Raw genomic sequence first — 22,963 nt, forward strand, 5'->3', positions numbered from 1 at the left:
ATAAGCAATAAAAAAACGCCTGCAAATGCAGGCGTTTTTTTATGACTCAAGATATCAATTAGATTTTTTCAACAATAATGGAATCTGAAACTTTTTTATTACTCTGTGCATCTTGATTAATTTTCAGAATTTTAATTACGCCCTCGGCTTGTAGATGTTCGCATAACGTAACCAGCTTGTGCATTTCATCCATTTTAACCCCTGAACCCAAAATAAGTTTTTTGCCATTTTGTAAATTATCAATTTTTGTTTGAATTGTTGCTAACATTTTCTTTTCCCTGATCAATGAAATAACCCTTCATACATTACATGAATTTCGTATAAAAAAAATACAATCACTTAATTTTTTATCCACTTTCATTTTTTATTCTTTAATGTGCATGAAACTTGCATACTATTTAATAATCAATTTCATACAAACAATCATTCAAGAGACAGGAGGAAAAAAAGATGTCAAAACCTGATAGCAAAGTTGAAAAAATTGAGACCCTCCTCGACCGTTTCGGAAATATTGCCGTAGAAAGTTTTCACTATATTGCCCTGTTTATTATTGGCTGTATGGTGATCTGGTCTGCCGGACATACGGTATTTGAAATTTTAACCATTAAACAGTTTGCGACCATCGATGATATTCTGCTGCTGTTTATTTATCTTGAACTGGGCGCCATGGTGGGTATTTACTTCAAAACCAATCACATGCCGGTACGTTTTTTAATTTATATTGCCATTACGGCTCTGACTCGTTTACTTATTTCAGATATCCAGCATGACCATAAAGCCGATATGGATCTGGTGATTATTACCGGTTCAATCCTGATCTTGGCATTTTCGATTTTGGTGGTGCGTTTCTCTTCCTGGACCTACCCGTCTGTGATTCGTGATAAACATTCAGAAAAGCCACTCCCTGCAGATAAAACTCCACAACCGCAAGATGATGAATTAGCTTAATATGTTAAAAGCCCCTCTTTTTAAAGAGGGGTTTGGGGAGATTGAATCATTAAAAATGAATCTTTAACGATTCGGCACCAACACATAACGACCATTTTCAAATATCCAATGGCTGCCAGTCGGTGGTGCAGGCAAACCCAAACGTTGCCAGTCGGAGATAAAGGTCGTGTTTGAACTTTCAATTCGGGCGGTTCTCGGATCACCATTCACCCAGCTATAGCTTTGAGAATTGTGTGTAATGGTCGTGGGTGCCTGATATTGAATGCTGATGCCATTCTGAATGGTCGGATAATTCTGATGATGCGGTGGACGCTGCGGATAATTCAGGTAGTGCTGTGGATAATGTTGCTGCTGATGTGGATAGTGATTTTGAGGATAACTATTTTGCGGATAATAAGGACGAGGCTGGTAGCGAGTAGTATCTACCCCACGATAATTTGACCAGCGATTTTCTGCTTGCGTTGTTGCAGAAGCCCCCAAGAGCATCATACCAATCAAAGCACAAAGAGCTGTTAATTTCATAAGAGCCTCCCACCATACATTATAAAGCTTATTGTAATTCCTAGTTTAGGATAAAAAATGAATAAAAAAACAGCAAATGCAAAGTTTTGTAAATGAAATATTTCTCGAGTTTTCTCTTGAGACACATCCCGGCTCAAATGATGAATATGCTAAAATGCAGTTTTTTATTATGGGATCAAACAGAGTGTCTGATTTAAGTTTTGACCGCCTACATCAATTCTTTTGCAAGGTTCCAAGTATTCAAGAATCTTTAATTAATGCCTATGGTTCAGATGGTCAACATGCCTGGTGGTTTAAATTTCAAATCAATGTGGAACATCCTCTGGCATGGCAAACCGTACAGGAACTGGGTCATGTATTAAATTACATTTCCAAGAATGAACGTTTACCGACACAGTTTTTGCCGGTTTCTCCGCCACCTTATATGAATGGTGAAGCCAAAGAGTTTTTGGCTTGGGTCATTCAGTGCAATCATCCCGATTTTTCACCTGATGTGGTCTGTGACTGGTTAGAAGCACGTTTACCGCAGCCGGTTGAAGATGAAAGCCAGTGGAAAATTAAAACGGATTTAAAAGAGCTGGATAAACTCTCTGACAAAGATCTGGATCAGATGGTTCCGCCTAATTCTCAACAATAAAAAATCGCTTGATTACCTCTCCCTTGCGTAGCAGTGCTACTCATCTCCTGAAAGGAGAGGGAACTCCTTCTCCCTCTGGGAGAAGGTTGGGATAAGGGACTTAAAACGTCGACAATCCGCTCCACTCCATAAAACGGTAAATTCCATATTTCAATGTCGATTCATCTGCATATTGCCTGTAATCGACACTCATGTTTTTGCCATTCAAATTGGCCCAAGCCGTATCAAAATAAGCTTGAGCATCAGTAAATACAGGTGCTTGTGATGAACCAACCACCCGAAAATTGGTTTCCAGATTATAGTTTTTGATGTTGCGCGCAGTGAAATTGGCTGAACCCAAAATCAGGTCAGACTGCTGTGCATTTGATTTAATAATCATCTTGCTATGACATTGTTCACCTTGGGTATTGCACCAGCGTACCGGCACACCCGCATTATTCAGTTCAGAAGCCACCTGGCGGTTAGGAATACCATTTTTTTTACGCCCAAACGCATCCTTATTCGGATCAAGCAGCACACGGACTTTTACCCCACGCTCATGTGCAGCAATCAGGGCTTTGACAATATGCCGTTCAGACAAATAGAACATGGCCAAATCAATCTGCTCTTTAGGCTTGGCAGTTTCAATCAGTTTGAATGTTGCATCGTAAATTGCTTTTTCAGTCAGCACCTGAACTTGAGGTAAAGACCGATCCCCTTCAAACTCGCCAATAATGACCATCGGAATATCACCTTTGGACATCCGGCCTACAGCCTGTTCGGTCTTTAATACATCAATGGCTGTATTGCCCGTTACCAGCAAAGCCACATTAGAATGACGTGAACTGCCATCATGCGGATTGGCTGAAGTCACCAAAGCTTTCCAGCCCTGAGCCGTATCCACCACCAGAGTTTTACGGTGATTGGCCTTAAAATTAAACAGATTAAAATAACTGCGCAGGGTAATTTTTTCCTGACCAAACGGATTGGCGAGCCAGCCTCTTTCAGGATTATTGCCTGCATCCTGACAACAGAGATACCAGAAGCCAGACCATACTGGATTGGATGCACGCAGCGGTCGTAAATCCGTTTCAATCACGTCAATGCCTGCGCTACGTAACTGACGATAATGCTGGGGTGCAAGACCACCATAGACTGAATTAATCGGGTCGGTAATCACCTTAATTTCAATATTGGGCTGCACACCGCGTTTTAAAATCAAGGCATCCGTAAGTTGTTGCGCCAATGCCTGATGAGATAGTGTTGACTCGCCGACTTCACTATTGAACAAGAACATGTCCAGTACAATGGTGGTTTGCGCTTCATCAATCAATTTTAACATTTCATTAAAAATATGATGGTCTTGCTGCTGTTTTCCACTTGCATCCAGATAGGTTTGATCTGCAATAAACTTCACCTCGGCATGACGTAACTTACCGGTAAAATTCAGGCCTTCAGGCAAGGGTTTATAGGTATGATAAATGGCCGATGAGAGATATCCCAATGCCAGCAAACCGATGATCACGCCGGCATAACGACGGCCTGACCAATTCAATTTCTGATGAATTCGTTGAAAAATACGCATAACAAAAAACCTAGTCCAATATCATCAGACTAGGTTTTATTGCTTGATTTATCAAGAGGATTTCTGTTTCACCTGCTTGAATCAGCAGATTTCAGGATGACTTTTGCCTAGAAACCGAATTCGAGACCAACAGTAAAGTTACGTCCCACTTGCGGAATATTCGACAGGAATGAAGCATGTGAATAAACTTGATCATCCAGCAGGTTATTGGCTTTAAAGTAGACACGATAAGTATTTTTATCAGCAAGAGTATTGGCATAACTCAAGCCCAGATTAACCATGTTATAGCCCTGAGTTTCATCCTCATAGCTGGCAATTTTATCCTGATTAAACACATGGTAATACTCAGCCAGACCCGACCAGTGATCGTCAAAGCTTGCGTCTACTTTGGTACCTAGACGACCTGCCGGAACACGAGGTGCATTTTCATTCTCGATTTTGCCACGCACATAATCCCCAAACACACCCACTTTGTAGGTATCGTTTAGAGCATAAGAGGCCGCTGCTTCGGCTCCATAGAACTTGGCTTTGTCTTGGGTATATTCAACCAGGCGGAAATCTTTAAAATTATCCAGGGTTTGGGCATAAATATAGTGATCAAACCAGTTGTGATAGACATGCACATGATAATCCAGCGGACCATTTTCATAATGCAGACCAAGCTCCAGATTATTGGATTTTTCTGCAGCCAGATTTTCATTGCCGCGTTCATAAGTGTTGGTCGCAAAATGTTTGCCATTGGCATACAGTTCTTGCGCCAAAGGCAGACGTTCTTGATGAGAACCGACCAGCGATAATTTATAGTTGGGTACAAATTCCCAGTTCAGCGCGCCTGAGTAGGAAAAACCATAATCATCAAAGTCTTTTTTATCAGAATCGATGTCAATTTTTTGCTGATCCACACGTGCACCGAGTTCAACATGTACATCATCAAACTGTTTATGTTCTAAGGCAAACAGACTCCACTTCCGGGTTTTAGTCGGATCCAGCAAAGCTTCTTCACCACTAATATCCAGCTTTTGCTGATTATATTGAGCACCGATCATCCCTTCCCAGTTTGCAATCGGATTGTGGACCAATTCTAAACGTGCATCATAGCCTTTGCTTTTAAAGGTGGTTTGCGCAGCATTCTCTTCAATTTCATCATGCTTGTAATCGGTATAGCTGGCATGGGCACGAAGCTTTTGAAAACCGGCAAAAGGATCATTGAGTTCGGTACGGAAATCATAACGTTCTGATTTTAAATCGACCCATGGTCCCGCCGCATGCTCTTCATGCGTATGCCCGGGTTGCTGGCCACAGCCAATTAAGGCATTACCGGACACCTGACAATCTTCATATTCATGACTATGCCCCGGTAAACCATACTGGTCCTGACGGTTACTGTATGAAATGCCGCTAAAGCCTCGGTCATGAATCCAGGACAATCCAACATTGACCGTTTCACCTTCAGCAAAGGTATTCCCGACACGGCGTTCTTTTTCTAATTCGCCTTCATGATCATGGAAATAATCCGGTGCAATATAGTCATTGGCTTTACGTTTTGAACCTTCAACCCGTAATGCAACCTGATCGGCTAAAGCAACCGTGACACCCGCACTAGCAAGTTTTTCATCACTACCCGTGTTGTAACGTAAGCCCAGCTGACCTTCATAACCATTGTCAGGCATTTGCGTTGGAATTTTATTATCTGTGACATTGACCAGTCCACCCACTGTGCCTGCGCTATACAACAAAGTCGATGGTCCACGAATAATCTCAACCTGTTTTGCCAGAATCGGATCAACCGTCACCGCGTGGTCAGGCGACAAGGTCGAAACATCTGCAGTTTCAGAAGCATGTTGCAGGACTTTAACACGCGCACCATCTTGCCCGCGAATCACCGGACGGCTTGAACCTGAACCATACTGATTGGAAGATACCCCAAGCTCAGCTGCCAAAGCATCACCAATAGTCGTGCTACCTTCGGCAAGCTTTTTATGATCAATGACCTGATCAGCCACTGCAAAATCTGCAGCCGACTGTACCAGGGGATGTGCCTGCAATTTGAGAGTGGCAAGTTGTTGAGTCTGAGTATCCTCATCAGCAAAAACAGCAGGTGCAATGACGGCAAAAATAGAGAGTGTAATTAAATTCTTATGAACAAGCATGGAACGGACTCAAGGCTGTAATTTCTAAATAACGTTATAATATAACATTGCATTTTTTTTGCAATCCTTTACGATAAACAGCTACATATTTTATTAGAATGTTTTTAAATACTTTTTATCGCATTAAAACATTATTTTATTTATGCCCTTTACCCTATCTCATGCTGTCCTTGCCCCACCCATTTCCTACCTGACTGGAAACCGGCTTCCGGTTGCCGCACTGGCAATTGGCTGCATGGTGCCAGACCTTTATCGTCTGTTTAGCCAAGATCATTCCAATAGCACTCATTTATGGTCCTCCCTGATTCATCCAAACTTGTGGATCGGGCTGGCTTTTTGTGCCATCTGGTATCTGATTTACCGGCCGGTGATCTACCGCTTTCTCGGTATCCGGCATGAACTGAATATCACCAGCCTCTTTGCAGCATTTAAGTTTTTTACAGGAGTCTGTCTGGCCGTGATGCTGGGTACAGCAACCCATCTGATTTGGGATGGTCTGACCCATGTGGATTTTCGTACCTTTGCCTTGCATGACCTTCTCAGTCAGCAGTTTCAGATTTTAGGACAAAGCTATCCCCTGCACCGCATTTTGCAGCTTGGGAGCTCGTTCGCAGCCCTGCCATTTATTGTATGGATGAGCCTGCATTATTATCGGTGCCATCGGCAATCCCTGGCCCTTAGCCACAAAATCAAAGTTTTTGCTTGGGGATTATTCGGCCTGTCGATCCTCACTGCCCTGTTCTCGGTCTGGGACTATATGCACTATATTCCTGATGAGGTGTGGCAATCTGAGCTGTATTATTTTACCGGCCGTTCCATCAATGAATTCAGTCAGGGCTTTTTGATGGTATTTAGCCTGGGCTGTTTACTGTTTTTATTTCTGGACCAGAATCGGCGTATGGGCTAATCAAATAGCCCACTTTCCGCTTATTCACTTTAAATTGTTGCTGTTTTTGTCTCAAGTTCTTGTGACTATATGCCCAAAGAGGCATAATTCAACATTCGAAAAAAGCGGTACGCTGTTTACGTATACGCTGACCTTAACCCATATAGTTGGATTTTTTACGCTATGATGCGAACTCATTACTGTGGCTCATTAACTGAAGCCCAAATTGACCAAACCGTAACATTATGCGGTTGGGTACACCGTCGCCGTGACCACGGTGGTGTTATCTTCCTTGACATGCGTGACCGTGACGGTCTTGTTCAAGTGGTTATCGATCCAGATACACCAGAAGCATTCTCAACTGCGGACAAGGCACGTTCTGAATTCGTATTAAAAATCACAGGTCGTGTACGTCGCCGTTATGAAGGCACAGAAAATGCCAACATGGTGAGTGGTCAAATCGAAGTTTTAGCAAAAGACATCGAAGTTCTTGCTACTTCTGAAACGCCTCCATTCCCACTGAATGATGAAAATACCAACATTTCTGAAGAAATCCGTTTGAAATATCGTTTCCTGGATATTCGCCGTCCAGAAATGTTAGATCGCCTACGTTTCCGTTCTAAATTGACCAACCTGATTCGTAACTATTTCGAAGAAAATGGTTTCTTAGACGTTGAAACTCCGATCTTGACCCGTGCTACTCCAGAAGGTGCTCGTGACTATTTAGTACCAAGTCGTGTTTCTAACGGTAGCTTCTACGCACTTCCACAATCCCCACAGCTGTTCAAACAGTTGTTGATGGTAGGCGGTATTGATCGTTACTATCAAATTGCTAAATGTTTCCGTGATGAAGACTTACGTGCTGACCGTCAGCCTGAATTCACCCAAATCGACGTTGAAACATCGTTCATGAGTGACGATGACATCATGGATTTAATGGAACGTTTAACTGTTAAGATGTTCGATGAACTTCTTGGCGTGAAATTCGACAAATTCCAGCGCATGACTTATGCAGATGCAATGCGTGACTATGCATCTGACAAACCAGACTTACGTATTCCTTTGAAACTTGTTGATGTTGCAGACATGATGCAAGACGTTGAGTTCAAAGTATTCGCAGGTCCTGCCAAAGATCCTAAAGGCCGTATCGTTGCGCTTCGCGTACCGGGTGCTGGTTCTCTTCCACGTAGCCAGATCGATGAATACACTAAATTCGTGGGTATCTACGGTGCGAAAGGTTTGGCTTACATTAAAGTCAACGAACTTGAAAAAGGCATCGAAGGCCTTCAATCTCCAATCGTTAAATTCATCGAGCCAATCGTACTTGATTTGTTGAAACGTGTTGGCGCTGAAAATGGCGACATCGTATTCTTCGGTGCAGATAAAGCCAAAGTTGTAAATGATGCAATGGGCGCTTTACGTATCAAGATCGGCCATGACATGAACATGGCGACTTGTGAGTGGGCTCCGCTTTGGGTGGTTGACTTCCCGATGTTCGAAGAAACTGACGATGGCAAATGGACTTCTGTTCACCACCCGTTCACACTACCAAAATCAAGTGTTGAAGAAGTGAAGAACAACCCAGGTCAAGCATTGTCTGTGGCTTATGATATGGTATTGAACGGTACTGAAATCGGTGGCGGTTCACTTCGTATCTATACGCTCGAGATGCAAAAAGCGATCTTTGAAGCGCTTGGCATTTCAGAAGAAGAAGCTGAAGAGAAATTCAGCTTCTTGCTGAATGCACTTAAATTCGGTGCACCTCCTCACGGTGGTTTGGCATTCGGTCTGGACCGTCTTGTCATGCTGATGACAGGTTCATCTTCAATCCGTGACGTGATTGCATTCCCGAAAACCAAAACTGCTGAATGTCCGTTGACTCAAGCACCGGCACCAGTTGAAGGTAATCAATTACGTGATTTGGGTATTCGCTTACGTGAAAAACCAAAAGCTGAAGCTCAACAAGAAGCTTAATTCTTGCCTGATTCAGTGATCAAAAACCCTGCTTGATGCAGGGTTTTTTATTGAATTGAGATTGATTCCGGGTAGTGGCATAATAATGCTGTTTTTTTATTATTGAGTTAAACAAGCTATGGCTATGCGTCCCGCTGTTCGTAATCGTGGCATTATGCTCATTGTGTTTTCTATTGTACAGTGGCTATTTATGCGTTATATCTTGGCCAATGACTTATTTAACATGGATACTAATCAACGTATTCTTTATTTTTGTGTAAGCAGCCTAGGTGGGGCCTTACTTATTTTTGTCGGTTTGATTTATATGGTTTTAAAAGGCAATGCCGACAAAGCCGAATAACTCCCTTCTTAGCCACTGACTGGTGACATTCCTCAGTGGTTTTATCTCATTTTATTTTGTGCTGAAAATATTTAACTCCTGATCTGTAATTTAGACATCGGGCAGCAGCATCCTTGCTGTAATAAAACTCTTTGCAAAATTTTCTTCTTATAACCAGTTTAGTTTTCAAAGAGTTACGCCATTATGTATTTTTTCCTCAAAGTCATTTCCCGATTTCCGTTGTCTTTTTTACAGCTTCTGGCATCCTGCATTGCAATTCTGCTGTACTCCTTCAATTCCTCACTCAAACGAATTACTGGCATCAATTTAAAGCTGGCTTATCCAGAACTGGATGAAACAGCCTACCAGGCTCTCCTCAAGAAAAGCTTAAAAAGTCAATGCATGACCTATATAGAATCAATCAAATGTTGGGGTATGCCACCTGAATACAGCTTAAATCAGATCAAAAATATTTACGGAGAACAGCATCTTACAGAAGCCTTAGCCAATAAAAAAGGCGTTATAGTTGTGGTTGCACATTTGGGCTGTTGGGAGCTTTTAAATGCATGGCTGAATTTACATGCCGCCCCGATGATCATGTACAAGCCCAATAAGCATAAAGCGGTGGATCGCTTTATGCTAGAAGCGCGCCAGCGATTGAATGCCACGCTTGTCCCCACCGATGAAAATGGCGTGCGTGCCATCTTTAAACATCTGAAGAAAGGAGGATTAACGGTCATTTTACCGGATCATCTTCCTAAAGCATCGGGAGGTATTTATTCAGAATTTTTTGGGCAAAAGACCTTATCTACTACGCTGGTGTCAAAACTGGCCAGTAAGACCCAATGCAATATAGTGGGCCTCAGTTGTATTCGTAATGAAACATCAGGTTTTAATGTGTATTGCTCACCACTATCCGATCAGATTTTGTCGAAAAATTTACAAACTTCAGTTGATAGCCTAAATCAAAACCTTGAAAGTATGATTAATGTTGCACCTGAGCAATATGTCTGGTCTTATAAGCGGTTTAGAAATGTTGAAGGGAATAAAAATCTTTATACATCTCAGGCACTAGATAAATAGCGATGCTATCTTCACCACCTGTAACCATAGAATCATGCTGATAGTGTTTTTTAGTTGAACAAACGCTATTTATACGCTATATACTTACCAATGATTGGTTTAAACACTAATAGCGAAACAGTCTATTTTTACTAAAATAGCATTTTAGGTGTACCCGTGATTTTTATCGGTTAATTTATAGAGAGTTAAAGATTAATCTAGAATAGGATTAATAAATATAGAAAGCATGAAATGAAAAAAATTTTATTTATTGTAGATGATCTAGGAAAAGGTGGAGCCGAAAAGATAACACTTGATCTGGCTTACACATTAGCAAAAAATGATAATTTAGTAACTCTTGCTGTTTTGAATTCAAGTAAAAATACCTTAGCCGTTGATTCATCTATTGAATATATTGATTTAAATATCAATCCAAAATTTGCATTTGGAAAACTCTGGAAATTTAAAGAACTTTCAAAAAAAGAGCAAGAAACCATTTCTTTACTAATTAATGAAAAAACTTTTGATCTTATTATCCTAGGTTTTCATAATGGTTATTATTTAGGTAATTACTTAACCCAGAAAAAAAATGTTTGGCATTGGATTCATGGAGATCTTTTAGAATTTAGAAAGTTCAATAATCCATTAAAGCAAATTAAAGAACATATTCGTTTTTTCAAGAATAAACGCAAATTTGCTAAATTATTTAAAAATAGAAATCTGATTACAGTAAACCGTGACCTAGAATCTAAAGCCCAAACCTATGCTCAACCAAAATCAACAGTCACCATTGCAAATGGGGTACAAGTATCAGATGACCTTATTGCTCAATCTCCATATACTGAAAAAAAATGGGATGTGATTTTTGTAGGACGTTTGGTTCCAATTAAACAAGTAGATCATGCAATTAAAGCATTTTCTATAAGTAATCTCACTGGTAAAATGGCAATTGTGGGAGATGGAACAGAGAGAGAAAAACTTGAAACTCTTACAAAAGAACTTAACATTTCTGACAGAATTGATTTCTTAGGTTGGATTGATAACCCTCATCAACTCATGCTACAGAGCAAATGCCTTGTTATGTGTTCTCTGTACGAAGGTAGCCCTGTAACATTAGCCGAAGCAATTTCCCTTGGCGTTCCCATCATCAGTTATAACTCTTCAGCTGGTATTGCAGATTTATTTACTATTGATACTGCAAAATTTGGATTAGTTCCTAAACAAAATATTAAAGCTCTTAGTTTTGCATTAGAAAAATGTGTGCAAAATCCTTATAAATATAACCAAGAATGTATAGATAAAGTGTGTATGGACAATATGCAAGAAAAAATTTTAAATTTATGTAATTTAGATTCTTAAACTAATTTAAATTCAAAGAAATTTAAATAAAGCTTTCACCCCTTATGATAAGGATATTTGATTTAATACAAGGTCTTATATAAAAAAATTAGATTATTTAGGATTTATAAGAATTAATCATGAATAATATTAAATTCCACCCCCCATCATATATAATTTATATTATCAAAATTCACAACATCAAACAAAACTCAATCAATATAATTTAAATTCCAACTAAAACATATGACAATTCATCAACAAATAGATATCATTTACTACTTAATTGTAAAAAGAAATCTCTCTTATGGTTAATAAAATTTCTTATGAAAATCAAATCAAAACATTACCCAATAATATTAATTACAAAACAAACTTGATAAAACAAGATAAGTTTGAATTATTGATTATTGATGATACCTTTCCTTCATTGAAAAGTGGTTTTAGATATGTTGAATTCACAACATACTTACATGAATTTAAGAACTCTTTCATCATCACTTCTGGAAAAAATATTGAAGCTCTTGATAAGAAATCAGCAGCTGATGTTATAAATAATTATAAGGAAAAATTTCCAGATCTTAGCCACAAAGTAACACTAAAAACTGGAAAAATTCATTTTAAAACAAGAAGTTTAGTTTACCTAACCTTTTTAAATAATATTTTCTCAATATTAACGCAAATCGAAGCTGCTAAAGTCCCATTTGTTTTTACTCTTTATCCTGGAGGAGGATTCCTTCTAAATGACCCAATATGTGATCGTAAACTTAAACGAGTTTTTAGCTCCCCTTGCTTCAAGAAAGTAATCGTAACCCAACTGGTAACATACAATTATATTATAAATAAAAGAATGTGTTCTCCTGAAAAAATTCAGATGGTCTTTGGTGTCGTAATGCCAGAAATTTCAAAAATAAATGCACTTCCTAAAAAACACCGGTGGGGCTTTGGAAAACCTAGCCTAGATATTTGTTTTATGGCGCATAAATATACCAGCCATGGTCAAGACAAAGGATATGATGTCTTTATAAAGGTAGCCACTATATTGCATCAGTATCATCAAGATATTTACTTCCATGTTGTAGGATCATTTGATTCCAAAGTCATCAATGTAGATTCATTGGGTGATCATATTAAATTTCACGGCTCATTGGATCCAGAAAATTTCGATAATCTTTTCCAAACTATTGACATAATTATATCTCCTAATATTAGTGGTAAAATTTTTCCAGGTTCATTTGATGGCTTTCCTACAGCAAGCTGTATCGAAGCAGCATTGCGAGGTAGTGCGATCTTTGCCGTTGATGAATTCAACTCTGCAGAAGGATATTTTACGGATGGAGAAGATATTGTTCTAATTCAATATAATATTAAGAATATTATTGATAAAATTAATAAATATTATACTCGACCTTATGATCTAAAAAAAATTGGCGAGAATGGAATGCATCGTGTTAGGGAGCTATATAGTTTAGAAGCACAAATGAAACCTAGAATTAACTTACTACATGAATTAACATATAATCTTAAGCCCTTAAAAAATATAAGTTGGAAAGTATTCAAATTGAACTTTCAATGGAAATTATCTTCAATATTAAATATATTTCGTAAAAAATATAAGAAAATTTAATGTAAAGTTAGAGAAACTCTAAAGTAGAAATACAATTAAAAAACCCTGTATAAATAAGATTCTACATTATTGTAAGATGTGAAAAATTTCATATCTTACAATTCTTAGTTTTAATATTAGTAAAACACTTAATCAACACTGAATAGCAACAAACAAGAAGATCACTTTTTTGATTTATGAAAGAGAATTACTTAATAACATAAATAAATTTAATCAGATTTCCATATAACACTTTTAGGTAATAAACTAATTATATAAAAAAATATCTGCCTTAATGTATAAAATTTTACAGATAAAGATTTTTTTACCAATAAGCAATAAATATCATAATCACTGCTAGTTTTATAAAATTGACGAGCATATTGAAGTGTATACTTGGCATAAGTTTTTCTTAATTTTTCAAGTTGATCTAAATCATTTTCTTCCGCCAATTTCTTATCATATACTCTCATTATACCAATCGGCAAAATTGGGTTAATTTTCTTTCCAAGCGTGCTAATCCCAACATCTACTCGATATGCACCTAATTCCTCATCTAAATGATAAATTAATCCTTTTCTAACCTGCTCAATATGTATTTCAATATCTAATGCTTTAGGATGTAAGGCATCAAAATAATCAAACATAAAATCATTTCGAAACATTTTTGATGAATGTGCAAAGAAAGGTAAATTTAGATATAAATAATCTAAATCGAATTTACCTTTTTGATGGGTCCATTCTCGCACTTTATTTCCTTCAGCATCAATATATAGCATATCATGAGTACAGATGGCGCAATCTGAATTGGATTCCATTACATCAAATTGCCGTTGCAATTTATTCGGAAGAGCCAAGTCATCCCCATCAAGATGATAAATGTATTTACCCTTAGCCTTTTTATATACTGCCTTAATATTTTCGATAGGTCCTATATTTTTTTGATGAAAAACTGGAACTATAATATCAGGATACTTTTTAAAAAAGACTTCTATTATTTTTTTAGTTGAATCAGTGGAGCAATCATCTCCAATAACAACCTCATACTGAAAACTCGTATTTTGATTCAAAATACTTTGTAAAGTTTGCTGTATAAATTTTTCTTGATTATAGGTAACAATACATACTGAAACTAATATATTCATATTAAATAGACCCATCATTTTTTAGTTCTATTTCTAATTTCAGTAAAGTTCGTTTTCGTTCCTTATTTTTTTTTGCTGGCGTGCCGATATAAATACCAAAATCTGAGCAGCTTTTATTTACTAAACTTAATGCACCAACAGCGACACCTGTTCCTAAAGTCACACCAGGCAAAATCACACTTCCAGATCCAACAATTACATGCTTTCCAATTATTACATCTGAACTCATCACATTGGTATATTGACTAGGCACCATAGGATTCGTCATAAATTCACCACTATAATCATCATTACTGCTGTAAATAGCCACTCTTGATGAAATATTGCAAAAATCATTTAACACTATTTTCCCTGCACCTATAAGCGAACTATACACTGCAATATGAATATAACTGCCTATTATTATCCCACTCTCACCTGCTGATAACACACAAAAATCATCGATACGAGTATTGTTACCAATACTAATATTTTTACAATTATAATAAGAGGCTTTGTCTGAAAGTAGGCAATTTTTACCTACGTGTCGAAAACCCATGGCTTTAATCTGTTCTTCTGTTAAAAAAGCCATCTTAATTATCCTTAATTAAATCAATAATTTTTTGCACTGACTCCATGCAAAGATTTGGATATAGCGGTAAGCAAAGCACTTGCTCTGATAAGCATTTCGCTTCAGGAGTGTCTGATTGATATTCCTTATAAACAGTCAAATCAGTCATTATCGGATAAAAATATTTTCTTGCAAAAATATTATGGCACTTCAATTTTTCAAATAACGCATCACGACTGAGTGGATATGATTCAGAAATAACTATGGGGAAATAAGAGTAATTATCTTTTTCTAAATCTGTACGTTCTATACAACGTATACCTTTTATATCTATGAATGAACTACGATAAATATGGTCTATCTTTTGACGCGCTGCTAATGTGCTATCTATATTCTTTAATTGCAATAAACCAAGTGCAGCATGTACTTCGCTCAATTTTCCATTCAAAGAAATATCATCTATTGTACTTTCATTCACAATCCCGAAATTTTTTAAACGATCTATACGCTGTTTCATTTCAGCACTATGGCAAACGATCGCCCCCCCCTCAAAAGTATTAAATACTTTTGTAGCATGAAAGCTCATTACACTTAAATCACCATATTTTAATAAGCTTTTACCCTGATGTATTACACCAAAGGCATGTGCTGCATCGTAAATTAATTTTAAATTATGCTTGGTAGCAATATTTTGTAGTGCTTCCACATCACAAGGAATACCATAACAATGTACAGGTAAAATCGCGACTGTTTTATCTGTAATTGCCATTTCAACTTTTATCGGGTCGATATTAGATGTTTGCGGATCAATATCGACAAAGACTGGCGTAAGTTTATTCCAAACTATCGAATGAGCCGTAGCAACAAAAGTATATGGTGTCGTAATCACTTCACCTTGTTCAAGTCCAAGAGCCTGTAGTGCTGTGACTAATGCAATCGTTCCATTATTAAATAATGAAATATAATCAACACCAAGATATTCACAAAGTTCTTTTTCCAACTGCTGATGCAATGGCCCGCAGTTGGTTAAAATTTTATTATTCCAAATCTGCTCTAAATAAGGAATAAATTCCTCAAGCTCAGGTAAAACAGGTTGCGTTACATAAATTGGCTGAGTCATTTTTTTAGTTTTCCACTAAAGAAATCAAATATTGCCCATAGTCATTTTTACTCATGCTTTGACCAATTTCTAAAACTTGTTCTTTACGCAGCCAACCATTATTCAAAGCAATTTCTTCTAGGCAAGCCACTTTGTAGCCTTGACGCTTTTCAATGGTTTCAACAAATTGAGCCGCTTCCAATAAACTTGAATGCGTCCCTGTATCCAGCCATGCAAAACCACGCCCAAGCAGTTCTACATTTAAATCACCACGCTCTAAATACATCTGGTTTACAGTTGTAATTTCCAGTTCACCTCTCTCAGAAGGCTTCACCTGTTTAGCAATTTGAATCACATCATTATCGTAAAAATATAGACCTGTTACAGCAAAATGTGATTTTGGATCTTTCGGTTTTTCTTCTAAAGATACCGCACGTTTTTGCTCATCAAACTCAACTACCCCAAAACGTTCTGGATCTTTCACTTGATAGCCAAATACAGTCGCACCTTTTTGACGTGACACAGCCTGACGCAACATTGGGGTAAAACCTTGACCGTAAAAAATATTGTCGCCAAGCACTAAGCAAACATTACTATCCCCAATAAAGCTTTCACCAATTATAAATGCTTGTGCTAAACCGTCTGGACTAGGTTGGACTGCATATTCAATATGAATACCAAACTGAGAACCATCACCTAATAATCGTTTAAATCCATCAATATCGTCAGGAGTACTAATGATTAATACTTCACGAATACCCGCAAGCATGAGTACCGAAAGTGGATAATACACCATCGGCTTATCATAAATTGGGAGTAGCTGTTTAGATACACCTTTAGTAATAGGGTATAAACGTGTACCCGAACCGCCTGCTAAAATAATACCCTTTGTTGTATTTGACATTATAAAGTTACACCTAATCGTTCACGTTGGTAACTGCCATCTTGCACACGACGACACCATTCCAAATTATTTAAATACCATTCAACAGTTTTACGGATACCGGTTTCAAAAGTTTCAGTTGGCGACCAACCTAACTCATTCTTGATTTTCGCTGCATCAATGGCGTAACGTAAGTCATGCCCAGGACGATCTTTAACAAAAGTAATCAATGATTCATACGATTGACCACTACTTTGTGGTTTCAATTCATCCAAGATTTTGCAAATGGTTTTCACCACTTCAATGTTCTGCTTTTCGTTATGCCCACCAATATTATAGGTTTCACCCACTACTCCCTCAGTCACCACTTTATACAAAGCACGAGCATGATCTTCTACAAATAACCAGTCCCGAATTTGCTGACCATTACCGTATACAGGTAATGGCTTTGCATCTAGCGCATTTAAAATGACTAATGGAATCAGCTTTTCTGGAAAGTGGTAAGGACCATAATTATTGGAACAATTGGTCACAAGTACAGGTAAGCCATAAGTTCTATACCATGCACGAACCAAATGATCTGAACTGGCTTTAGATGCTGAATATGGAGAACTTGGGGCGTATGAAGTTGTTTCAGTAAATAGATCGGTTGTCCCTTCTAAGTCACCATAAACTTCATCAGTTGAAATATGATGGAAACGAAAGTGCTGTTTAGTATCTGAGTCAAGACTCATCCAGTACTTTCGGGCAGCCTCAAGTAAAGTATAAGTACCAACAATATTGGTTTGAATAAAAGCTGCCGGACCATCAATTGAACGGTCCACATGTGATTCAGCTGCCAGATGCATAATTGCATCCGGTTGAAATGCTTCAATTGCTTTCGTGATTTGCTCAGTATCGCAAATATCCATTTGTTTAAACTGATATTTTGGACTTTGATCAATTTCTTTTAATGATTCTAGGTTACCAGCATAAGTCAATTTATCTATGTTTAAAACTTCATGATCTGTATGTTTTATCAGATGTCGAATTACAGCTGAACCTATAAACCCTGCACCACCTGTAACTAATATTTTCATAACAAACTCAATACACCCAGATTAGAAAGACATTATTAATTAAGTACGGAATAAAGAAAATTATTCAATTTATCCGCAACTCTGCAGAATTGATATTCATTTTCAGCATCTTGGTATCCTGATCGTGCAATTTTACAAATTTGCTCAGGATGTTCAATGAAAAAATTAAGATTATCAACCAAGTCTGTTATATCTCCACACTTTGCCATCAACCCATTTTCACCTTGTCGAATAATCTGCTGAACACTAATATGATCACTCGCAACCACGGGTTTCCCCCAGGCAAAAGCATCTAATATGGCTAAAGGTTGGGTATCATTCATGGTAGGCACGAGTGCAATATCGATATCATTGTAAAATTTTCTTTTATCTTCACCACCAATCCAGCCTAAAAACTCAACTTCATTTTCTAAATTCAAATCTTTAACCTGCTGAATTAAAGTAGCTTTCTGCTCACCTTCCCCGGCAATCAGAAGCTTCACTTTATATCCTTGTTGCTTGAGTTGCTGTACCGCAGAAATTGCTAAATGTGTACCTTTATATTCAACCAAACGCGTCATAATGCCTAAGACAACTGGTTCACCAAGTGTTTCAGAAAAAGAGGGCTGACTCTCAGGTAAGTGAATTAAATTTGAAATAATAGCCTGTGGTTTTTTAGTTAAATCTATACTTTTCTTTTTTGCCGCTACTGCAACACATTGCCCCACATAAGGGGTAATATGAATAAATCCATCTGCTCTCAGCGTTCTTTTCACATTATGACTGTGATTCATTGCAATCACAGGGCATTTGATTCGTGCAAAAAATATTGCATTTTTAAACAAATAAACTGCACGTCCACTGTGGGCAATCACAACATCTGGACGATAAGTACGCAACCACAAAGCCAGCTTTACTGCCGCTAGCAAATCATAAAACCCTGAACTGTTCAGACAAAATTTTGGATAATTTTCAGATTTTAAATTCTTATTTTCCTCACCATATACCAAGACACCCTCATGCCCTTTACTGGCTAAGGCATCAAAAGTATTGAGCATCGCTTGCCAACGACCACCCGAAGCATCGCCATATACAGTATGAATAATTTTTAATTTTTTCAAGAACAAGAGCCTATAAAGTAAATTTTACCAATTGTTTATTGGGTCAACATTCTAATATTTTCAGTCTGGAGAAACCATCGTCTCTTTAAAAATAATTCCTTGCATATTCGCTTTACTTCAAGTCTCTGACAAGATTATAGAATTTTGTTACCATACAAAGTAGATAGAGCAAACGTTCAAATATGATGAAAAGCAAACCTAGTCTCGCAGTTCTCCTTATTCACGACCAACGGGCTGGGCATTTAAACCCTAGTATTGGCGTATATGACTGCCTAGAAACAGCTTATACAACAACCTTAGATAAAGTCGAAACTCCAAGCATAAAAAAATGGCAAATAAGCCTTTTGAAAAAGCTCAGTTGGTATCCTCCTTTATTTGATTTTTGCTCAACCATTTTTTTCAAAAAATTTCACTCAAAGCAAAATATTGACTGTATTATTTGTTCAGGCATGCCAAATTTGCTCTATGGCATTTTTGTCAGTCGCAGATTAAAAGTTCCATTGTTTTACGCAGGTGATTTACGCAAAGTAAATGGACAACTAGTGAACTGTACAATTACAGCACTAGAACAAAATACTGCATCAGACCAAGTTGTGCTTGCCACTCCACCAGTTAAAAAAGACTTTATTAATCTGCAACAGGATAAACTTGATCAAACCACTGCCTTGCTGATTTTAGGTGGTCCGACAGATGAGCATCCTTTTACATATGACGATTTTAAAAAAATCATCGATAAATTTATTGCATTTTGTACTCAAAATCAGCTGAAGGGGCTCATCACCAATTCACGCCGCACACCGAATTTAGATCGCTATTTTCAAAAGACCAAAATCCCTGAAAATATTCAATTGCATTTAGTTCAAACAAAAAATGCTTTATCTTTAGTTCAGCTTATTAAACAGGCCACTTATATTTTTGTCACAGAAGATAGTACATCTATGCTGGCTGAAACTATTCAAAGTGGTCGCTTCATCTGCTCAATTTATAATTCCAAGTCTATTTTAGAACCTTTAAATCAGAAATATCTTCAACATAAACTCATGCAACGACAAAATTTAGCAGCGGACTTTCAACATCCAGATTGTAAAAATACCCAAGCCTTGGATTTAACTAGACCGATTGTTCAGGCTTTTAAACGTAATTTAGGATATTAAAATGATTTCAGTCGTCCTCACTCACTACAATAAGGGTTTATTACTCAATAGAACGATCGATTCATTGCAACCCGAAGATGAAAATTTACATGAAATTATCGTGGTAGATGACTGTTCTACAGACCCAGAATGGCCGACTAATTATCAATACTTATTAGCCAATTATCCCAAAGTCAAAATTATCCAGAATACGGACAATAAGGGTCCTGCGGTTCGCCTAAATCAAGGTGCATTTGCTGCGACTGGTGATTATCTCTTTTTCATGGACTCTGACGATATCCTGGCTCCAAATCGCTTAAATATGTTTTTACATGAGATGCAAAAACAGCAGGCAGATTTATGCTATGCAGAAAAAGTAAAAATTCACGATTTAAATGAAATTCAAAAACATACTATTGGAACGTGGGAATCTAGCACGACTCCTCTAAACTATGTACTCGAAAATAATATTATGCAAATGTGTGTCATGTGTACACGTGAATTATTTTTAAAGTCTAAAGGCTGTAATGAAAATATATTTATTCAAGATGAATCGCTCGCCCTAAATTTAGCCAAATATTCTCAAAAAATTATTTCTAGCAATTTACATAGTGTTTTTGTTCTTTTAGATGAAACGGAAACCAAATCGGTTCGTGGAGAAAATCGTTTATCGCGCCACTTAGAGCAACAACACCACGATATGTTCTTTACAATTGATGACTTTATTCAAGATTATCCTGAAATAAATGAACAAGATAAAAAGTTATTAACCAAAAAAGCACTTTCAACATACTGGAAAAGTATTCGTCACACACCAAAGAGAAACTTTTCTGATTTTCTGATTTATTTAGCTGCGCGGATTAATCCTATTCAAACCTGGAATAAACATCACCAAAAGCTTACTACATATTTTAATCAATTAGATCATGTGCGTAAGATTAACAAAAGAGCGTAATTACGCTCTTTTGCCTAATTTCATTCGCAATTTCACTGCAAACAGCGAATCTTTACCGCTGATTTTAATACGCTGTAACTGCATAAAATCGGGCTGCTCTAAATCTATACCTTCTTTTGTGGTCACTGCATTGTGATAGCCTGCCTTTCGGACCAGCGCCACATCACGTGTAGAATAAATTCCAAAGGGATAAGCAAAGCTCGTCACTTCCTGCTGGATTAAGCTTTCCAATACCTGCTTGGATTGAGTTAATTCAGCCAAGCATTCTTCATCGCTTAGTTTCGCCATATTGGCATGAGTCAGCGTATGCGAACCAATTTCCACCAAACCTGAATTTGCTAAAAACTTTACTTGCTCATCATTCAGTTTTGGCTCACGCGCCAGTTCACCACTATTATGATGCGCTTTTTTATAGGTTGACCAATCTCGATCATGTCGGTCCACTACTACATAAATGGTCGCTTTAGCCTGATACTTTTCTAATATTGGGTAAGCATTTTCCAGATTATCCAGATAACCATCATCAAAGGTAATGGCCACGGTTTTTTCAGGGTGTCTACCCCAATTTTGTTGTAATTCTTGCATGGTGACAAAATGAAAGCCTTCTGCTTTCATCCATGCTACCTGCTTTTCAAATTCCGCCGGTTTTACCCGTAATTTATTAAACTTGGCACCATCAATATGGTTCCTGACCATGTGATACATCAGCACACGAGGTCGTTTCCAGTCTACGGCTGGTTTCCACCATGCATATTTATAACTAAACGCCATGACTAAGACCAACAGGAGAATAAAAATATAAATCACAAGAGCAACCTGATTATTGTGCTAAAAGATATGTTGCCACACGCTCTGCTTCTTTAAAAGCATGAGGTTCAGGTAATGCTTGAATTGAATTACTATCAGAAACCAAATGAGATTGAATGATGTGATCAATCGATTGGGTAATCCGATCTTCTTTTAATCGATCAATCCCAATCACTCCCACCTTACAACCGGCTGTTAAAGCCTCGAAAATCATGGAAACACTATCTTCCGTGACCCAAACTGCGGCTGCCTGCTGCATTTCCTCAAAGATCCAGCCTTGCGGCGTATCCTCAACCGGAAAAATCTGTAACTGGCGGGCATAGACCTGTACAGATAAATGTTGAAGAAATTCTTTGGGCGTACGACGTGAAGTAGTCAGAATAATTTTACCGTCACGATGATTTTCTACGATCTGCTGAATTGCTGACAAAACTTTTGCTTCATTCCATTGATGGCGTTTGGAAGAACCACCTAAAGCTATCAAGATCTGACTGGCTTGATGGCGCTGCTCATTGACAATCGGGTTTAAAGCCCCTTGGGTAGTGATAACATGTTTTGATTCAGGCACACCATCATGTTCAGGAATGATGGCATAATCAAACCAACTGAAAGGAAAATTCGGCTTCATTAAAATAACCGTTTTTGCCTGAGGATATACTTTACCCAGTAGCAGAACCCGTGACTGGGTATGGCTGCCCACTCCCAAAATATAATCCGGCTGCTTTTCAAACAGTGCCAATTGATGACTCAACATGCCTTTTAAAAGCGTGAAAATTGGCAATTGCTGAATGACGATTTCCTGAAAAGTTACTTCGCTATTGCTTATACGCTGCATGGCTTTATACAAACCGACTGCTTGCGAACGGTGTCCCGCTTTAGCATCACTGACGTAGACAATATGCATGTTTATTGTTTCCTTTTACACCATTAAGCATTGACATCCTCACCCACCTGAAAGGAGGGTGATTCCTACTGCTAGACGCTTATGCCCAAGCGCAAGTATGTTCTTAGCGGAATTTAAATCACGATGATTTATACTTCCGCACTCACATTCCCATACTCTTATTCGCAAATCTGTTCTACCTTGTGGACTGCTAGAGGTGATCTCACCACAGCACGAACAAATTTGGGTTGTGAACCTCTCACTAACTTCCTCAAACAATACCCCTGCGTTCTCGCATTTATACTTGAGCATTGTTTTGAGTG

General features: G+C 37.8%; 23 protein-coding genes. 10 read left to right on the forward strand and 13 right to left on the reverse strand.

Translation table 11 applies throughout. The features are described from left to right. Positions 1-58: 58 nt before the first annotated feature. Positions 59-268, reverse strand: a complete 210-nt coding sequence (locus tag B9T38_RS14750) for a hypothetical protein (RefSeq protein ID WP_086197520.1) — start codon at positions 266-268, stop codon at positions 59-61. 182 nt (positions 269-450) lie between these two features. Between B9T38_RS14750 and B9T38_RS14755 the strand changes: the two genes are divergently transcribed. Continuing rightward, complete coding sequence (locus B9T38_RS14755; RefSeq protein WP_086197521.1) at positions 451-948, forward strand: phosphate-starvation-inducible protein PsiE; 498 nt, start codon at positions 451-453, stop codon at positions 946-948. A 63-nt stretch (positions 949-1,011) separates the two neighbouring features. On the opposite strand, the gene B9T38_RS14760 is transcribed toward B9T38_RS14755, so the two are convergent. Then, the gene (locus B9T38_RS14760; protein ID WP_086197522.1) at positions 1,012-1,470 is read right to left on the reverse strand and encodes an RcnB family protein; all 459 of its coding nucleotides are present in this window, start codon (positions 1,468-1,470) and stop codon (positions 1,012-1,014) included. 184 nt (positions 1,471-1,654) lie between these two features. On the opposite strand from B9T38_RS14760, the gene B9T38_RS14765 reads away from it, so the two are divergent. Beyond that, positions 1,655-2,107 (forward strand): hypothetical protein, encoded by a 453-nt coding sequence (locus B9T38_RS14765; protein WP_086197540.1) that lies wholly within the window; start codon positions 1,655-1,657, stop codon positions 2,105-2,107. A 100-nt stretch (positions 2,108-2,207) separates the two neighbouring features. On the opposite strand, the gene B9T38_RS14770 is transcribed toward B9T38_RS14765, so the two are convergent. After that, complete coding sequence (locus B9T38_RS14770) at positions 2,208-3,671, reverse strand: phospholipase D family protein (protein ID WP_086197523.1); 1,464 nt, start codon at positions 3,669-3,671, stop codon at positions 2,208-2,210. A 107-nt stretch (positions 3,672-3,778) separates the two neighbouring features. Continuing rightward, positions 3,779-5,821 (reverse strand): zinc piracy TonB-dependent receptor ZnuD, encoded by a 2,043-nt coding sequence (znuD, locus tag B9T38_RS14775; RefSeq protein WP_086197524.1) that lies wholly within the window; start codon positions 5,819-5,821, stop codon positions 3,779-3,781. A 142-nt stretch (positions 5,822-5,963) separates the two neighbouring features. Between znuD and B9T38_RS14780 the strand changes: the two genes are divergently transcribed. The 6 genes from B9T38_RS14780 (at position 5,964) to B9T38_RS14805 (ending at position 13,027) form a co-directional block, all read left to right on the forward strand. Then, positions 5,964-6,728, forward strand: coding sequence for a DUF4184 family protein (locus B9T38_RS14780; RefSeq protein WP_086197525.1), 765 nt, complete (start codon positions 5,964-5,966; stop codon positions 6,726-6,728). A 162-nt stretch (positions 6,729-6,890) separates the two neighbouring features. Continuing rightward, on the forward strand, positions 6,891-8,681 hold the full coding sequence (gene aspS / locus B9T38_RS14785; RefSeq protein ID WP_086197526.1) for an aspartate--tRNA ligase: 1,791 nt from the start codon (positions 6,891-6,893) through the stop codon (positions 8,679-8,681). A 118-nt stretch (positions 8,682-8,799) separates the two neighbouring features. Next, positions 8,800-9,021, forward strand: a complete 222-nt coding sequence (locus B9T38_RS14790; protein ID WP_086197527.1) for a hypothetical protein — start codon at positions 8,800-8,802, stop codon at positions 9,019-9,021. Between the two features lie 183 nt (positions 9,022-9,204). Further along, a complete protein-coding gene (locus tag B9T38_RS14795; protein WP_086197528.1) occupies positions 9,205-10,083 on the forward strand; it encodes a lysophospholipid acyltransferase family protein in 879 nt (292 codons plus the stop codon). Positions 10,084-10,314: 231 nt separating this feature from the next. After that, a complete protein-coding gene (locus B9T38_RS14800; RefSeq protein WP_086197529.1) occupies positions 10,315-11,421 on the forward strand; it encodes a glycosyltransferase in 1,107 nt (368 codons plus the stop codon). 286 nt (positions 11,422-11,707) lie between these two features. Next, positions 11,708-13,027, forward strand: coding sequence for a glycosyltransferase (locus B9T38_RS14805; protein WP_086197530.1), 1,320 nt, complete (start codon positions 11,708-11,710; stop codon positions 13,025-13,027). Positions 13,028-13,236: 209 nt separating this feature from the next. On the opposite strand, the gene B9T38_RS14810 is transcribed toward B9T38_RS14805, so the two are convergent. The 6 genes from B9T38_RS14810 to B9T38_RS14835 are packed head-to-tail and all read right to left on the reverse strand — an operon-like array spanning position 13,237 to position 18,862. Beyond that, on the reverse strand, positions 13,237-14,151 hold the full coding sequence (locus B9T38_RS14810; protein WP_086197541.1) for a glycosyltransferase family 2 protein: 915 nt from the start codon (positions 14,149-14,151) through the stop codon (positions 13,237-13,239). Position 14,152: 1 nt separating this feature from the next. Beyond that, the gene (locus B9T38_RS14815; protein WP_086197531.1) at positions 14,153-14,722 is read right to left on the reverse strand and encodes an acyltransferase; all 570 of its coding nucleotides are present in this window, start codon (positions 14,720-14,722) and stop codon (positions 14,153-14,155) included. 1 nt (position 14,723) lies between these two features. Further along, positions 14,724-15,821 (reverse strand): DegT/DnrJ/EryC1/StrS family aminotransferase, encoded by a 1,098-nt coding sequence (locus B9T38_RS14820; protein WP_086197532.1) that lies wholly within the window; start codon positions 15,819-15,821, stop codon positions 14,724-14,726. A gap of 4 nt (positions 15,822-15,825) precedes the next feature. Next, entirely contained in the window at positions 15,826-16,704 is an 879-nt protein-coding gene (rfbA, locus tag B9T38_RS14825; RefSeq protein WP_086197533.1) for a glucose-1-phosphate thymidylyltransferase RfbA, read from the reverse strand. Then, positions 16,704-17,762, reverse strand: coding sequence for a dTDP-glucose 4,6-dehydratase (gene rfbB, locus B9T38_RS14830; protein ID WP_086197534.1), 1,059 nt, complete (start codon positions 17,760-17,762; stop codon positions 16,704-16,706). The genes rfbA and rfbB overlap by 1 nt, the downstream gene beginning before the upstream one ends. 35 nt (positions 17,763-17,797) lie before the next feature. Beyond that, positions 17,798-18,862: a glycosyltransferase family 4 protein gene (locus tag B9T38_RS14835; protein WP_086197535.1), complete on the reverse strand. Its 1,065-nt coding sequence runs from the start codon at positions 18,860-18,862 to the stop codon at positions 17,798-17,800. Between the two features lie 182 nt (positions 18,863-19,044). Here B9T38_RS14835 and B9T38_RS14840 point away from each other — a divergent pair, with 182 nt between their 5' ends. Then, positions 19,045-20,016 carry an ELM1/GtrOC1 family putative glycosyltransferase gene (locus B9T38_RS14840; protein ID WP_086197536.1) on the forward strand — a complete coding sequence of 324 codons (972 nt, stop codon included), beginning with the start codon at positions 19,045-19,047 and terminating at the stop codon, positions 20,014-20,016. A 1-nt stretch (position 20,017) separates the two neighbouring features. Next, complete coding sequence (locus B9T38_RS14845; protein WP_086197537.1) at positions 20,018-20,950, forward strand: glycosyltransferase family 2 protein; 933 nt, start codon at positions 20,018-20,020, stop codon at positions 20,948-20,950. Here the strand turns inward: B9T38_RS14845 and B9T38_RS14850 are convergent, their stop codons facing one another. The 3 genes from B9T38_RS14850 to B9T38_RS14860 all read right to left on the reverse strand — a co-directional run. Then, the gene (locus B9T38_RS14850; RefSeq protein ID WP_086197538.1) at positions 20,951-21,757 is read right to left on the reverse strand and encodes a polysaccharide deacetylase family protein; all 807 of its coding nucleotides are present in this window, start codon (positions 21,755-21,757) and stop codon (positions 20,951-20,953) included. 13 nt (positions 21,758-21,770) lie between these two features. After that, complete coding sequence (locus B9T38_RS14855; RefSeq protein ID WP_086197539.1) at positions 21,771-22,661, reverse strand: ELM1/GtrOC1 family putative glycosyltransferase; 891 nt, start codon at positions 22,659-22,661, stop codon at positions 21,771-21,773. A 39-nt stretch (positions 22,662-22,700) separates the two neighbouring features. After that, positions 22,701-22,963: zinc ribbon domain-containing protein (locus tag B9T38_RS14860; RefSeq protein ID WP_143222740.1), on the reverse strand; the 263-nt coding region annotated here is incomplete at its 5' end.

The organism is Acinetobacter sp. ANC 4218 (genome assembly GCF_002135245.1).
GTDB lineage: Bacteria > Pseudomonadota > Gammaproteobacteria > Pseudomonadales > Moraxellaceae > Acinetobacter.

Coding starts and splice junctions, on each gene's coding strand:
- B9T38_RS14750 (WP_086197520.1), bottom strand. CDS start 268: ATGTTAGCAACAATTCAAACAAAAATTGATAATTTACAAAATGGCAAA.
- B9T38_RS14755 (WP_086197521.1), top strand. CDS start 451: ATGTCAAAACCTGATAGCAAAGTTGAAAAAATTGAGACCCTCCTCGAC.
- B9T38_RS14760 (WP_086197522.1), bottom strand. CDS start 1,470: ATGAAATTAACAGCTCTTTGTGCTTTGATTGGTATGATGCTCTTGGGG.
- B9T38_RS14770 (WP_086197523.1), bottom strand. CDS start 3,671: ATGCGTATTTTTCAACGAATTCATCAGAAATTGAATTGGTCAGGCCGT.
- znuD (WP_086197524.1), bottom strand. CDS start 5,821: ATGCTTGTTCATAAGAATTTAATTACACTCTCTATTTTTGCCGTCATT.
- B9T38_RS14780 (WP_086197525.1), top strand. CDS start 5,964: ATGCCCTTTACCCTATCTCATGCTGTCCTTGCCCCACCCATTTCCTAC.
- aspS (WP_086197526.1), top strand. CDS start 6,891: ATGATGCGAACTCATTACTGTGGCTCATTAACTGAAGCCCAAATTGAC.
- B9T38_RS14790 (WP_086197527.1), top strand. CDS start 8,800: ATGGCTATGCGTCCCGCTGTTCGTAATCGTGGCATTATGCTCATTGTG.
- B9T38_RS14795 (WP_086197528.1), top strand. CDS start 9,205: ATGTATTTTTTCCTCAAAGTCATTTCCCGATTTCCGTTGTCTTTTTTA.
- B9T38_RS14800 (WP_086197529.1), top strand. CDS start 10,315: ATGAAAAAAATTTTATTTATTGTAGATGATCTAGGAAAAGGTGGAGCC.
- B9T38_RS14805 (WP_086197530.1), top strand. CDS start 11,708: ATGGTTAATAAAATTTCTTATGAAAATCAAATCAAAACATTACCCAAT.
- B9T38_RS14810 (WP_086197541.1), bottom strand. CDS start 14,151: ATGAATATATTAGTTTCAGTATGTATTGTTACCTATAATCAAGAAAAA.
- B9T38_RS14815 (WP_086197531.1), bottom strand. CDS start 14,722: ATGGCTTTTTTAACAGAAGAACAGATTAAAGCCATGGGTTTTCGACAC.
- B9T38_RS14820 (WP_086197532.1), bottom strand. CDS start 15,821: ATGACTCAGCCAATTTATGTAACGCAACCTGTTTTACCTGAGCTTGAG.
- rfbA (WP_086197533.1), bottom strand. CDS start 16,704: ATGTCAAATACAACAAAGGGTATTATTTTAGCAGGCGGTTCGGGTACA.
- rfbB (WP_086197534.1), bottom strand. CDS start 17,762: ATGAAAATATTAGTTACAGGTGGTGCAGGGTTTATAGGTTCAGCTGTA.
- B9T38_RS14840 (WP_086197536.1), top strand. CDS start 19,045: ATGATGAAAAGCAAACCTAGTCTCGCAGTTCTCCTTATTCACGACCAA.
- B9T38_RS14845 (WP_086197537.1), top strand. CDS start 20,018: ATGATTTCAGTCGTCCTCACTCACTACAATAAGGGTTTATTACTCAAT.
- B9T38_RS14855 (WP_086197539.1), bottom strand. CDS start 22,661: ATGCATATTGTCTACGTCAGTGATGCTAAAGCGGGACACCGTTCGCAA.